Annotated in this window: 13 protein-coding genes; 7 read left to right on the forward strand and 6 right to left on the reverse strand. The window is 66.9% G+C overall.

The features are described 5' to 3' along the window. Positions 1-88 precede the first annotated feature (88 nt). Together A5759_RS17005 and A5759_RS17010 are read left to right on the forward strand one after the other, a co-directional pair. On the forward strand, positions 89-1,432 hold the full coding sequence (locus A5759_RS17005; RefSeq protein WP_068199677.1) for an aromatic ring-hydroxylating dioxygenase subunit alpha: 1,344 nt from the start codon (positions 89-91) through the stop codon (positions 1,430-1,432). After that, positions 1,407-2,039, forward strand: coding sequence for a TetR family transcriptional regulator (locus A5759_RS17010; protein WP_068199731.1), 633 nt, complete (start codon positions 1,407-1,409; stop codon positions 2,037-2,039). Before A5759_RS17005 ends, A5759_RS17010 begins: the two co-directional genes overlap by 26 nt. A 4-nt stretch (positions 2,040-2,043) precedes the next feature. Here the strand turns inward: A5759_RS17010 and A5759_RS17015 are convergent, their stop codons facing one another. From A5759_RS17015 to A5759_RS17030, 4 genes are read right to left on the reverse strand one after another with little or no spacing between them, the layout of a single operon-like run. After that, positions 2,044-2,454, reverse strand: a complete 411-nt coding sequence (locus A5759_RS17015) for a Zn-ribbon domain-containing OB-fold protein (protein WP_068199682.1) — start codon at positions 2,452-2,454, stop codon at positions 2,044-2,046. Between the two features lie 3 nt (positions 2,455-2,457). After that, a complete protein-coding gene (locus A5759_RS17020) occupies positions 2,458-3,666 on the reverse strand; it encodes a thiolase family protein (protein ID WP_068199683.1) in 1,209 nt (402 codons plus the stop codon). Between the two features lie 20 nt (positions 3,667-3,686). After that, positions 3,687-5,906, reverse strand: a complete 2,220-nt coding sequence (locus tag A5759_RS17025) for an acyl-CoA dehydrogenase (protein ID WP_068199684.1) — start codon at positions 5,904-5,906, stop codon at positions 3,687-3,689. Further along, positions 5,903-6,910 carry an NAD-dependent epimerase/dehydratase family protein gene (locus A5759_RS17030; protein ID WP_068199685.1) on the reverse strand — a complete coding sequence of 336 codons (1,008 nt, stop codon included), beginning with the start codon at positions 6,908-6,910 and terminating at the stop codon, positions 5,903-5,905. The genes A5759_RS17025 and A5759_RS17030 overlap by 4 nt, the downstream gene beginning before the upstream one ends. Positions 6,911-7,032: 122 nt before the next feature. On the opposite strand from A5759_RS17030, the gene A5759_RS17035 reads away from it, so the two are divergent. The 4 genes from A5759_RS17035 to A5759_RS17050 all read left to right on the forward strand — a co-directional run bounded on the left by A5759_RS17035 (position 7,033) and on the right by A5759_RS17050 (position 9,826). Then, entirely contained in the window at positions 7,033-7,605 is a 573-nt protein-coding gene (locus A5759_RS17035) for a TetR/AcrR family transcriptional regulator (RefSeq protein WP_068199702.1), read from the forward strand. After that, positions 7,602-8,468, forward strand: a complete 867-nt coding sequence (locus tag A5759_RS17040; RefSeq protein ID WP_082962174.1) for an alpha/beta fold hydrolase — start codon at positions 7,602-7,604, stop codon at positions 8,466-8,468. Before A5759_RS17035 ends, A5759_RS17040 begins: the two co-directional genes overlap by 4 nt. Positions 8,469-8,660: 192 nt before the next feature. Beyond that, positions 8,661-8,876, forward strand: a complete 216-nt coding sequence (locus A5759_RS17045) for a three-helix bundle dimerization domain-containing protein (protein ID WP_082962172.1) — start codon at positions 8,661-8,663, stop codon at positions 8,874-8,876. 104 nt (positions 8,877-8,980) lie between these two features. Next, entirely contained in the window at positions 8,981-9,826 is an 846-nt protein-coding gene (locus A5759_RS17050) for a mycofactocin-coupled SDR family oxidoreductase (RefSeq protein WP_068199706.1), read from the forward strand. A gap of 14 nt (positions 9,827-9,840) precedes the next feature. Here the strand turns inward: A5759_RS17050 and A5759_RS17055 are convergent, their stop codons facing one another. After that, positions 9,841-10,698: an SDR family oxidoreductase gene (locus tag A5759_RS17055; RefSeq protein ID WP_068199738.1), complete on the reverse strand. Its 858-nt coding sequence runs from the start codon at positions 10,696-10,698 to the stop codon at positions 9,841-9,843. 373 nt (positions 10,699-11,071) lie between these two features. On the opposite strand from A5759_RS17055, the gene A5759_RS17060 reads away from it, so the two are divergent. Further along, positions 11,072-11,335 carry a hypothetical protein gene (locus A5759_RS17060; RefSeq protein WP_068199707.1) on the forward strand — a complete coding sequence of 88 codons (264 nt, stop codon included), beginning with the start codon at positions 11,072-11,074 and terminating at the stop codon, positions 11,333-11,335. A 143-nt stretch (positions 11,336-11,478) separates the two neighbouring features. Here the strand turns inward: A5759_RS17060 and A5759_RS17065 are convergent, their stop codons facing one another. After that, positions 11,479-12,930: an HNH endonuclease signature motif containing protein gene (locus A5759_RS17065; protein WP_068199709.1), complete on the reverse strand. Its 1,452-nt coding sequence runs from the start codon at positions 12,928-12,930 to the stop codon at positions 11,479-11,481. Positions 12,931-13,032 lie beyond the last annotated feature (102 nt).

Raw genomic sequence — 13,032 nt, forward strand, 5'->3', positions numbered from 1 at the left:
ACTCCTCCGCATCCGGATGTCAGCCGCTAATGTCGGGCACTGTAACACCGTTACAGACGCTTCGCGGCGACTTCGGAGAGGACCGTTCGTGACGCACACAGCGCAAGAAGTCCGACGCGAAGATGCGATCGGCACCCCGCCCGCGCGGCCCACCCTGGTGCCCGCTGAGCGGTACTATTCGCCCGCATTCGCTGCTCTCGAGATCGAACGCATGTGGCCCAAGGTGTGGCAACTGGCCTGCACGACCGATCACGTCGCCGAGCCTGGCGACTACTTCGAATATCGCTGCGGCACATACTCCGTGCTGATCGTCTGCGGCGACGACGGCGTTCTGCGGGCGTTTCAGAACGTGTGCCGGCATCGCGGCAACTCACTGTGCTCCGGGGCGGGCTCGGGTCTGCGCGAGCTGCGGTGCGGGTACCACGGCTGGACGTGGGATCTCGGCGGATCGCTGCGGCGGGTACCGAACCGCAAGGGGTTCGGCGCATTACACATGTCCGAGCTGCCGCTGGTGCCGGTCGCCGTCGACACCTGGGAACGGCTGGTCTTCGTCAACCTCGATGTCGACGCGATGCCGCTGCTCGACTACCTCGAGGCGATGCCCGCCGACGTCAAATGGTGCAGGCTGGCCGACTTCCGCTGCTACGCCACGATGACGATCGACGTCGACGCCAACTGGAAGACGATCGCCGACGGCTACAGCGAGACCTACCACATTCAAACCCTGCACCCTGAGTTGCATCGCTGCATGGACGATGTCTACGCCCCACAGACGATCTGGGGACACACGGGCAAATCCGAACAGCTGTACGGGGTGCCGAGCCCCCACTTGAAACAGTCGGTCAGCGACGACGAGGTGTGGGACGCGTACGTGTGCACGCAGGGCGCATTGATGGGCGTCGAGGAGGGCACCCCGCTGCCCGACGACCGCGAAGCCGGCGCGTCGGTCGCCGATGTCATCGCCGCCCGCACACGCGCATTCGCCGCATCCCGCGGCGTCGACCTGCAATGGGCGGACACCGAGCAGATCATGCGGCTGCACCAGTACAACGTGTTCCCGAACATGACGCTGCTGATGAATGCCGACCACCTGACGGTGATGACGTCACATCCGGGATCCGATCCGGACCGCGGCGAATTGGTGATGCTGCTGTGGACACGGATGGCGCCAGGCTCGCCACGTACCAAGCCCGTCGATGTGCGCACGACGGCCGACGAAGCCCACCCCGGACTGGTTCTGACCCAGGACATCTCGGTGTTGGCGAGTTTACAGCGGGGCCTGCACCAGCCGGGCTTGAAGCACCTGACGCTGTCCAACGAGGAGCGCCGCGTGATCAACATGCACCGCAACCTCGAGCGCTACCTCGACCTGCCCGAGTCCGAACGGATGACCGGGGGTGAGCCCGGTGGCGACACGACGGACGGCCGCTAGGGTCCAGGAGGCGGTCAACGCAGAGGTCATCCTCGACGCCGCCGCCAGGGTGATCGAACTGCACGGGGTGGACGGCTTCACCATGCGCGGGCTGGCCGAGCAACTCGGGGTGGCGGTGACCTCGATCTACTGGCACGTCGGCGGCCGCGACAAGCTGTTCGACAGTCTCGTGGACCGGCTGCTCGACGAGATGGCACATCTGCCCACCGAAGGCGACACCGCGGTCGACCGCATCGCCTCACTCGCGCATGCTCAGCGGCGGGCACTCATCAGCAGACAACACCTGCTCGCCATCGCCCACGAGCGCGACCAGACACCGCGGTTGTTCCTGCCGGTTCAACAGGCGCTGGCGGCCCAACTCGCCGAGCTCGGGGTGACGGGCCAGGACGCTGCCCTGGTGCTGCGCGCGGTGGAGGTGCATGTCATTTCGTCTGCGGTGATGCAGTTTTCGGCCGTGCGCGGCGAGAAACACGACGAGGAGGACCCGTCGCTGTGGACCGACGACTGGCCCGACCGTGCCCTGGTGCAAGCGCTGCAGTCACCGACCGACTATGACGCGGTGTTCGCCTACGGCCTCGAAGCGCTGCTGGCCCCGCTGCGGCGCTGAGCGACTATGCGGGGGTGTAGCGCAGCATCGTCACGTCGTGCTCGGGGTAGTCGAAGAACACGGGTTTGACCCGCATCCCGACTCTCAGGTCGCCGGGTTCGACGTCGACCAGCTCGGTGGAAAACCGCGGTCCCTCATCCCATTCGACGATCGCCAGCAGCTGAGGCACCGCATCGGCGAAGTGCGGCCCGACGGGCCGGCGCGCCACCGTGTACGAGTACAGCGTGCCCATCCCAGAGATCTCGCGCCACTCGAGGTCGTCGGCGAGGGTCTTCGGCGCTCGGACCCTCGGATAGAACACGTACACATCCGATGACGGCGAATACTGGATCCGAATGCGGTGCTGGGCCAGCGCATCCCAAAAAGGCGCAGTGGTCGGGGTTTTCACCGGCATGGGCCGCTCGAAGGTGGTCACGGGTCAGTCTCCCTCGAGGATCAGGGCGGTCTGCTCGGACAGGATTCCGCCGTTACCGGACACGAACGCGCGATTGCAGTCGGGCACCTGTGCGGCGTCGGCTCTGCCCATGATCTGGCGCGTCGCATCGCAGACGTGGTGCATTCCGCCCGCCAGACCGGCCTGGCCGAAACCGAGTTGGCCCCCGGCGGTGTTGAGCGGGAAGTCCCCGCGGAACGTGAGGTCGTGGTCGGCGACGAACTGCATGCCCTTGCCCTTCTCGCAGAACCCGGCGTCCTCCAGCGACAGCAGCACGGTGATCGTGTAGCAGTCGTAGATCGAGACCATGTCCATATCGGTGCGGGTCAGATCGGTCATGCCGAAAGCGGTTGCGGCGGCCTCCGCCATCGGGGTGTGCAGGAGATCGGCCGCGTACGTGGGGGTCTTGAACGGGACATGCTCGCCGAAACCCTTGATCCACACCGGCCTGTTCCGCGCTCGCCTGGCGATGTCCGCGCTCGCGACGACCACCGCTGCGCCGCCCACACACGGCATCACGATCTCGAGCATGTGCAACGGGTCGGCGATGATCGGGCTGTCCAGCACGTCGTCGACGGTGAGTGGCTTGTCCTTCCAGATCGCGCCTTCGGTGTGATTGGCGTTGACGCGCTGATCGACGACGATCTTGGCCATCGCCCGCTCGTCGTACCCGTACACAGCACCGTAGCGGGTGGCCACCTGACCGTATGGCCCGTTCTGCCCCAGGTTGCCGTACGGGATCTCGAATTCGGCCTGCGGAGAACCGTACTGATTGCTCGATGAACCGAAGAACACGGCGTCCACCAACGGTTTCGGCTTCTTCTCCGACATCGGCGTGATGTAGCGCGCCGGCAGCGCACACAGCACCACGTCGCACAAGCCGAGCTCGACCGCCGCGGCCGCCCGCCACACCATCGCCGCCGCGCTCGCCCCGCCGAGGTCGACGAGCTCGGCGAAGTTGGCTCGCACGCCCAGGTATTCGGCGATCGTGGACGGTACGAAGATCTCCGACTCGGCCAGGTGCGAGGTGACGATGCCGTTGACGAGTTCCCCTGAGAGACCGGCGTCCTGCAGCGCAGCCGAGGCCAGCTCCGCCCACTGCTCAAGGGTGAACGGCGCCGGGGTCGCCTTGTTCAACCGCTCGGGCGGCAGTTCGACGTAGCCGACGATCGCGGCTTCACCACGTAGTCCCATGGGTGTCCTTCTTCAGTTGATCACTTGCGCGGGAGCCCGAGGATCATCTGGGCGATGATGTTGAGCTGAATCTCCTTGGTGCCGCCTCCGATCAGCTCGGCGGGCACTCGCAGATACGGCTGTACGACGTCGGATTCGGCGGCCATCGCCGATCGGCCCGCCGAACCGAGGGTTACCGGGAACGTGCGTCGCAGAAGCACGTTCATCGCGACCTTGGCGATGCTGGACGCCGCGCCCGAAGCCTGCCCGTCGAGCAGCCGGATGGTCTCGCGGACACCGAGTGCTTTGATCGCGTTGGCGTAGGCGTCGAGTTCCCCGAGCTCGCGCAGCGCGTCCTCGCGCGGCCTGTCGGGTGCCGCGGCGCTTCGACGCAGTGGCGCGGCCCGGTCGTACTGCACGTAACCACTGATGGCCGAACGCTCTTCGGCCATGGTGGCGATGGCCAGCGCCCACCCCCCGGTCGGCTCGCCGAGCAACATCCCGTCAGGGACGAAGACGTCGTCGAGGAAGACTTCGTTGAACTCCTGTTCCCCGCTGGCCTGCTTGATCGGCTGGACTTCGATCCCGGGTGAGCGCATGTCGATGATGAAGTAGCCGATGCCGCGGTGCTTCGGGGCGCTCGGATCGGTCCGGGCAAGTAGCGCTCCGTAGTCGGCCCGGTGCGCCGATGAGGTCCAGATCTTGTGCCCGTGGATGCGCCATCCGCCGTCGACCTTGGTTGCCCGCGTGGCCAATGCGGCGAGATCCGAACCCGCACCCGGCTCGCTGAACAGCTGGCACCACGCCAGTTCGCCGCGCTGGGTGGGCGTGATGAGCTGCTGCTGCAGCTCTTTGGAGCCGGCCTTGATCAGTGAGGGCAGGATCCACTCGGCGATGCCCAGCGACGGTCGTACCGCCGAGGGCCGCTTGCCGAACTCCTCGTCGATGATCAGTTGGTGCAGCGGGCTGGCGTCGATTCCCCAGGGCGGCGGCCAGTGCGGGGCGATCAATCCCGCATCGGCGATGGCGGTGCGCTGCGCGCCCGTGGCGAAGTGCTCGTAGTCACCCTGGCGGCCCGGGCCGTCGTTGCGCAACGCCGCGGCCTCCTCGAGGGTCTCGGCGATCCGGGCCCGGAACGCGGATTCGGCATCACCGAGGTCGACCGAGAAATCGCGTTCACCAGTGGCGGTCAGTTCACCCAGCCGCTTGGCCCAGCGATTCCTGTCCCCGATCGACGCGGACAGGCTGGTGGCCCGCCGCCAGTAGAGGTGCAGGTCGTGTTCCCAGGTGAAGCCGATGGCTCCGAACATCGTCAGCGTGTCCAGGGCAAGGTCCGGGCACGGCGCGACGGCCATCAGCGCAGCACCGGCCGCGGCCATCGCGTGTTGGTCGATCGGCTCGGACGCCGCGCGCACCGCGTCCCAGGTCGCCGCGCTGGCCAACTCGCTGTTGACCAGAAGCATTGCGGCGCTGTGCTGCAGCGCCTGGAACGTGCCGATGAGCTTGCCGAACTGTTCGCGCGTGCGCAGATGCGCGGTGGCGGCTTCCACACACCACTGCGTGATGCCGACGGCCACGCTCGCTGTCAGCGCGGTGGCAAGGTACTCGGCCCGCTGGGCGTCGATACCGTTGAGAACGTCGGTCTTCTCGACCGGATAGTCGGCAAGACGCAACCTGCCGAGGTCGGTCAACAGGTCGGTGCCGCGCACGGATTCGACGGCCGCCGCGGGATGCGTCGTATCGATGGCGAGCCAGATGTGGTCCCCGCGGTCTCCGACGGCACAGACCAAAGCCGTTGTTGCCGCACAAATCCCCGCGATCAGATCCGAGTCGCCGTTGATCGACCACCGGTGGCCGTCGTCGCGGGCAGTGAACGTCGAGTCGCCGGGCAACGCCAACGCGGCCGCGTCGCCGTCGGCGAGGCGGGTCAGCAGCGCTGTGGCCGAAGGGGTCGGTTCGGCCAACAGGGTGACCGCGCCCGTCGCCACGGTCGGCAGCAGCGGTCCGGGAAGCGATGTCCTGCCCGCCGCCTCGAGCACGCAGGCGGCGTCGAGCAGGGCGCCGCCTTGACCGCCGTAGCTCTCGGGCAGGTGCACGGCGTGAAATCCGTTGGCAACGAACTCCTCCCACCAAGACGGCAGGCGGCCCTGCGCAAGCAGGTCGAAGGATTCGCGGGTGCCCGACACCGGGGCGCGCCGCGCCGCGAACTGCGCGACCGACTCGCTGAGTTCCCGTTGTTCGGGGGTCAGGGCCAGGCTCACCCGGACCCCCTGCCGGACCGACGTGATGTCCGGAAGAACTGCGCGGCCGCCGCGATCGCGTCGGGCGTCGGCGACGGCTCCCAGCCCAACTCGCGTACCGCCTTCGAGTGGTCCATTACAGACATGATGTTCATCAGCCGGATGTTCAGCGGTGTCAACAAGGTGTCACGGCCGCGGAGCCGGGCGATCCAGCTGCTCGGGTAACTCGCGGCTGCCATCAGTGCTATCGGGACGCCGCGTCGTGGGGGCTCGACTCCCACTGCGCCACAACCGGCTTCGAAGATCTCCCGCGCGCTCATCCACCGCTCGGAGACGATGTAGCGCTCACCGATCCGGCCGCGCTCACCCGCGAGGATCATCGCCCGCGCGGCATCCTCGATGCCGACGGTCTCGCTCTCGAAACCGTCGATGTAGAACGGCAGCTTGCCGCGCACGGCCGCCGACAGCAGCGCCCCGTGCGGGGTCGGCAGCCAATCCCCCGGCCCGTAGGTGTTCGAGACGCACATCGCGACGGAGGGAAGACCCTTCTCGGCGGCGTAGCGCAGCACCATCTGCTCGGCCTGCACCCGGCTGCGGACGTAGTCGCCGCCGATGTCGAGCCAGTTGTGAGCGGTGGTTTCGTCGACGGGGCCGTCGCTGGAGCGGCCGATGGTGGCGATCGAACTGGTGAACACGAAGCGGTGCAGTCCCGCGTCGACGGCGACATCCAGCACGGCTTGTAAGCCGTCGACATTGGTGCGCCACATCGGCGCGGGGTCGAGCAGCCACGGACGCGCGTCGACGACGCAGTAGTACACGACATCGCATCCACGCATCGCGGAGCGCACCCCGTCCGCGTCGAAGATGTCGCCGCGCCGGATGTCGACCGGCAAGCCGTCGATGCCGCGGGTCGAACTGGTCGGACGGAGCAGCACACGCACGTCGTCGCCGCGGGCGACCAGTTGCTTGGTGACGTGGGAACCCAAGAAGCCGCTGGCGCCGATGACGAGCTTCTTGGGCGTCACCGGTGGCCGGCCAATCGCGTCCCTCTCTCCCACTCACACGAGACGCAACGTCTCGTCTTGCCAAAGATTATGCATCCTGTCACCATCTGTAAAGCCGACCCCCTCAGATGCGGAGTCAACCGATGGTCACCGAGGCGAAAGCGCCCCGCCGCCGCAGCGAGCGGTCCCGCACGGCGATCATCTCGGCCACCAAGGAACTGCTACTCCAGCGCGGGTTCGACGGGCTGAGCATCGAGGCGGTCGCGGCGCGCGCCGGTGTCGGCAAGCAGACGATCTACCGGTGGTGGCCGAGCCGCCCGGCTCTCGTCGCCGATGTGCTGCTCGAGGATGCGGACAAGATCCTGCGGCCCGTCGGGCACACCGACGACCTCGTGGCTGACCTGAGCCGATGGTCGACCAGCCTCGCGGCCACGCTCACGGGCGAGCGCGGCAACGCCATGCTGCGCATCCTCACCGTCGCGGGAATGGAGCATGAGGACACCAAGGCACGCATGCAGGCCGGCTTCAGCGACCCACTGCACGAGGGCGTCAGAGCGCGGTTGGCGGCCGACGGAATCGACGACGCCACATCGCAGGCGGCGGCCGACGCCATCGTCGGCGGAATCGTCTACGCGATCCTCACCGAGGGGCGGTCGTTTCGCCGGAGCCGGGCCGAGGCGATCACTCGGACCGTCATCGCCGGGATATGCCGATGACCCTGGCTCCCAATGTTTTTCGTGTCTCTACTAACGACGGCGTGACGATCGTCGCAGACCGCATCGGCGATCCGGCCGCGCCGGCTGTGGTGTTCTTGCACGGCGGCGGACAAACCCGGCGGTCATGGGGCCGAGCCGCGGCCGCGGTCGCCGAACGCGGGTGGCAGGCCGTCACCGTCGACTTTCGCGGACACGGCGAGTCCGACTGGTCGGCCGACGGCGACTATCGCGTCACCACGTTCGCCGGGGACGTGCTCGAAGTGCTCGGCGAGCTCCCCGACCGGCCCGTCATCGTCGGCGCTTCCCTTGGTGGGTTCACCGCGATGCTGCTCGCCGGTGAACTCGCGCCCGGTACGGTGCGCGCGATCGTCCTCGTCGACATCGTGCCGGATATGAACGAGTCCGGCGCGTCACGCATCCACGACTTCATGGCCGAGAAGATGACGTCGGGCTTCGCATCGCTCGACGAGGTCGCCGACATGATCCAGCAGTACAACCCCCACCGGCCCAGGCCGGCCGACCTCAGCGGCTTGACGACGAACCTGCGCGAACGCGACGGTCGCTGGTACTGGCACTGGGATCCGAAGTTCATCGACGGCACCGCCGCGTTGCCGCCGATCGAAGTGACCGAAGTGGACCGGATGCACGCCGCGGTCGACACGATTCTGCGCAACGGGGTTCCGATGCTGCTCGTGCGCGGGCAGCTCAGTGACCTGGTGACCGAAGAGCGCGCCCGGGAGTTTCTCGGCCGCTTCCCCGACGTCGACTTCGTCGATGTCGGCGGCGCCGGACACATGGTGGCCGGAGATCGCAACGATGCCTTCGCCGAGGCCGTGGTGAACTTCATCATCCGCCATACCTAGGGTTTGCTCTCGCGAAAGCACCTACCCGGCCGTCTGTTTCGTGCGTCAGCACCCCCGTCGGCGCGGCAGGCAGCCGTGGATATATGGCTGATCGAGAGAGCCGCCTGCCACGCGCTACTGCAGAACGTCCTCCGAGAGATTTCCTACCGTCGCACCTTGACCCGTTAGCCCCTCTAAGAGCAAGATTTGCGGGTGATCGAGTTGAATGAGCAGCAGCTCCTGGATCAGATCGCCGCCCGTCTGGCGGGGTCTTATCCCAGCGTTCCGGCGGATGCGGTGACGAGCCTGGTCCGCGAACAGCATGCCCGCTTCGCGGATCGTCCCATCCGCGACTTCATCCCGTTGTTCGTCGAGCGACAGGCACGTGCCGAACTCGAGCGAATCGAGCGCTCTGCCGCGTGGGTCTGATTTCCGCGGCCACCTTTCCGACCTCCTCTGGGAAGCTCGAATCAGCGCCCCTCGGCGCTACCGTGTTTGACTGACCGCCACTTCCGTGTACGCGAAAGGCCGCAATGACAGAGAACAGGGTCGGCCGGGTTGCCGGCAAGGTCGCGTTCATCACCGGCGCCGCCCGCGGTCAGGGGCGCGAACACGCGGTCCGGCTCGCCGAGGAGGGGGCCGACGTCATCGCCGTCGACGTCTGCGATGACATCGACGCCGCCGGATATCCCGGTCCCACCGAGGCAGACCTCGCCGACACGGCAACGCTGGTCGAGAAGTCGGGCCGCCGCATCGTGACCGCCAAGGCGGATGTGCGCGACCTCTCGAGCCTTCAGACGGCTCTCGAGCGCGGGGTCGGTGAACTCGGACCGCTCGACATCGTCGTCGCCAACGCCGGCATCAGCGCCGATCCAGCGCCCGCCGCGATGATCCGGGAATCCGCGTGGCAGACGATGTTCGACATCAACGTGACCGGCGTCTGGCACACCGTGAAAGCCGCACTGCCGCACATGACCAACGGCGGTGGCTCGATCATCCTGGTCAGTTCGATGTTGGGGCTTCGCGGCGGCGGCTACATGGCCCACTACGCGTCGGCCAAGCACGCTGTGGTCGGGTTGATGAACTCGCTGGCCAATGAGATTGCACCGCAATGGATCAGAGTCAACTCGATCCACCCCGGCAACATCCTGACACCGATGATCGACAACGACCATTTCCGCCGCACGGTCCGGCCCGACCTCAGCGATCCGACGATGGAGGACGCCACGCAGGTCATCGGGCACTTCCACATGCTGCCGAAACCGGTGATCGAGGCACGGGCCGTCAGCAACGCCGTGCTGTTTCTCGCCTCCGACGAATCGCAGTACATCACCGGGGCGGCGTTACCCGTCGATGCCGGCGCCGTAGCCAAGTTCTGACTTTTCGGTGGCGACTATTTGGACTTGGTGGTGTTGAACCTCTGGAACCGCCACAGGTACGACGGCAGCCGCCGAGCGGGCACGGATTTCGGCCAGTCCCGCGACCGGAAGTAGGCGTCTGAACCGCCGTCGACGAAAATGATGCTGCCGCAGAGGAAGTCGGCGGAGTCTGACAGCATGAACAACATCCAGTCGGCGAGCTGGGCGGGATCTCCGAAACCTCCGACAGGCACCGGGAAAGCGTTGACCGCCTTGGCCTCGCGCGGTGTGGCCAGTTGCTTTTCCAACAGCGGCGTCATGATCGCGCCGGGGGCGAGGGCGTTGAGCCGGATGCCCGCGCCCGCCCACTGTGGTGTCACCGCGGTGCGCCGGACCCAGTGGGAGACCGCGATTTTCGAGGCGGCATAGCCGAGCGATGGCACGGCAGGCCCGAGCAGCTTCAGGGAGCGCACCGCTTTGTCGGTATCGCCGTCCAAGAGCGCACGCACTGTGCGTCGCGGCACCGCGGGGGTGGTGGTTGTCGAATTGCTGCCGATCACCACGACTTTGGCTCGCTCGGTTGCGGCCAGAGCGGGGCGCCACGCCTGCAGCAGGTCGACCACGCCGCGATAGTTGACCTCGAATATCCGCCGCGTGCTGTCCTTGCCGGGCGTCGGCCCGATCCCCGCGGCCAGCACGGCACCGTCCAGTCGGTTCGACCTGGCGAGCACCTGATCAGCGGCGCTCTGTCGCCCGTCGGCGGTCGACAGGTCGGCCTCGATGTCGCCTTCTTTGACGTCGACAGCGATGACGGTGTGCCCCTGCGCTCTCAGCTTGGTGGCGGCTTGCTGACCCATGCCGGACGCGGCCCCGGTGACTACGTACACACCCATCTCGACCATCCTGCCATCGACCGCTTCTCGTTCACGCAACGTCGACGGGCAGCGTAGCGGTGAGCACAGTCCTGCCTTCCTCGAGGTCGCTCTCGTGCGCTTTGAACGCCGCTGGTTTTGCGATCTTTGATTGCGGGGTTTGCACTGGCTCTCCGGGGGCACAGATGTGCCATGAGCCATGATCCGTATGCCTCTACGGACAGAATCAGCTCGGCGATCTGGGTGGGCATCGCGATCGGGATGTCGGCGTTTGTCTTGCTGTCGGCGATCCTCGCCGCGCGTTGAACTTATTGGGATCGGTAGTCCCGGTCCCCGGCTGTACTTCGGTCACGACGAAGCCATCCCGGCGACGTGATGACGAAAAGGAACAGCAATGAATATCGTGCCCGCCCGCGTCGAAGAGCACGTCAGTCGCGTCGACCGGACGTACAGCCTGGTGATCGGAATCTCTGCGGGGCTGACTGCGCTCTGGTCGCTCTACCGCGTGCTCTGGCTCGTCTACACGGCTGCGACGTTCTCCAGCATCGGATGGTCACCGGTGTCGCTGGGGGTGCCGTTGGTGTTGTGGCTTGTGATCGGTGTCGCCGCGGGGTATGTCGCGGCCGCATTCCTGATCCGGTACGCCAAACAGCCCTGACCACGTTCGAAAGGGGGCCGCAGCATGCGGCCCCCTTCGGTGTATGCAGAGCCGTCGTGCGACCGTGCCCGTCGGCGGTAGCCATCGCGTGAAGGCGCGCCCGACTCCCCACACACGCGCGAAGTGCTGTGCGGCAGGCTAATTCACCCACAGTCTGCGTTGTCGCCGTCGTCGCTGTCGGGACAGTCTGCGCTGTCGCCGGGGGCTCCCTCGTCGTCTCCGTCGTCGGGGATGAGGTAGCGGTTGGGGTGGTGGTAGTTGTTGACGCGGGCTTGGCCGGTGTCGAGCTGGGGCGGAGGACGCCATGCGGTGCGCCCGTCTTTGCGTTTGTAGGTGCGCCAGCCGCCGGGTTTGACCCGCCGATTATCGGGGCCACACGCCAGCGTCAGCTCGTCGATGTCCGTCTGACCGCCAGCGGCCCAATCCTTGTGCCCGTGATGGACCTGGCAGTGGTAAGCCGGGGCCGTGCAGCCGGGCCGGGTGCAGCCGCCATCGCGGGCGAACAGCGCCAGCCGCTGGGCCTTCGACGCCAGGCGGTTAGCCCGCCCCAAGTACAGAATTTCTTCGGTGTGGTCATCGAAGACCGCCAGATACTGGTGCGCTGAAGAGGCCTGTTTGATCACCTCGCTCATCGGCAGCAGCGACCCCCCGCCGGTGAGCCCGTGGCCGGTGCCCGATTCGAGCTCTTTGAGCTTGGCGGTGATCAACAGCGTCGCCGGCAACCCGTTCTGGCTGCCCAACGTGCCCGAGGCGAGCAACTTCCGGCACATGGCATTGAGCGCATCGTGGTTGCGCTGCCCGACCGTGCGGGTGTCCGCCGACACCGTCTCCGCCGAGGGATCGGCCTGCGCCGAGGGATCCTCATCCGCACATCGCTGACCGTCCTCGCCCGCGGTGTCGCCGTCTCGGTGGCAGCGCCCAGGAGCCGCCCACACCGCCAGCACCGCCTCCAACGCCGCCCGCGTGGCCGGATCAAGCAGTCCGCGCAGCTCACTCATCCCATCAAGGCGCTGCCGACCCAGACGCAACCAGCGCTGCGCCGCGCGCAACTCATCGGAGAAATCCCCATCGGGGTTCAAATAGGCCGCCAGCCGCTGGGCGGCCGCGCGCAACTCCTCAGGCGTGTGCTTGGTCGCCAACTGCGCCAGCTGCGCTTCGGCGGCCTCGCGCACGTCAAACGGCGTCGAGGCCGGCACCTGCTGATCAAAGAACCGCCGGATCACCCGCACATGCTCCGCACCCACCAGGCCCTTCTCCACAGCCGCGGCGGTGTGGGCCAGCACCGGTTCGAGTGTCTCGCCGGTCATGGCCTGGCGCGGCGCCAACTCTTTTGCCTCGGCCACCCGCCGATGCGCCTCAGCCTTGGAGATGCGCAACAACACCGCCAACGCCCCGGCCACGCTGCGCTCGCCCAACTCCTCGATCGGGGCCTGCTGGAGTCCGGCCACCAGGCGGTGGCCCACCGTCGCCGAACCACGGGTGAAGCTCTCCCACTGCGCTGTCAGTGCCAATTGCTCAGATGTGCTCAACGCATCGAACGACTCGGCGACCAACGCGGACAGCTGCTCGGCCATCCCCGCGATCACTTCGCTCATATGTGGCGCTCCACGTGTTTTCGTGGGCGCTCCACGTGTTTTCGTGGGCGCTTTCGTGCTGATCAGAGCTGATTTTTGTTGCGGTGCAGGGTTGTCGGTGCT

It is taken from the genome of Mycobacterium sp. 852014-52144_SCH5372336 (assembly GCF_001665615.1).
Classification (GTDB): domain Bacteria; phylum Actinomycetota; class Actinomycetes; order Mycobacteriales; family Mycobacteriaceae; genus Mycobacterium; species Mycobacterium neumannii_A.

Excerpts from the sequence above, each read along its gene's own strand:
- A5759_RS17020 (WP_068199683.1), bottom strand. The coding sequence starts at position 3,666 with ATGGGACTACGTGGTGAAGCCGCGATCGTCGGCTACGTCGAACTGCCG.
- A5759_RS17040 (WP_082962174.1), top strand. The coding sequence starts at position 7,602 with ATGACCCTGGCTCCCAATGTTTTTCGTGTCTCTACTAACGACGGCGTG.
- A5759_RS17055 (WP_068199738.1), bottom strand. The coding sequence starts at position 10,698 with ATGGGTGTGTACGTAGTCACCGGGGCCGCGTCCGGCATGGGTCAGCAA.
- A5759_RS17035 (WP_068199702.1), top strand. The coding sequence starts at position 7,033 with ATGGTCACCGAGGCGAAAGCGCCCCGCCGCCGCAGCGAGCGGTCCCGC.
- A5759_RS17065 (WP_068199709.1), bottom strand. The coding sequence starts at position 12,930 with ATGAGCGAAGTGATCGCGGGGATGGCCGAGCAGCTGTCCGCGTTGGTC.
- A5759_RS17060 (WP_068199707.1), top strand. The coding sequence starts at position 11,072 with ATGAATATCGTGCCCGCCCGCGTCGAAGAGCACGTCAGTCGCGTCGAC.
- A5759_RS17050 (WP_068199706.1), top strand. The coding sequence starts at position 8,981 with ATGACAGAGAACAGGGTCGGCCGGGTTGCCGGCAAGGTCGCGTTCATC.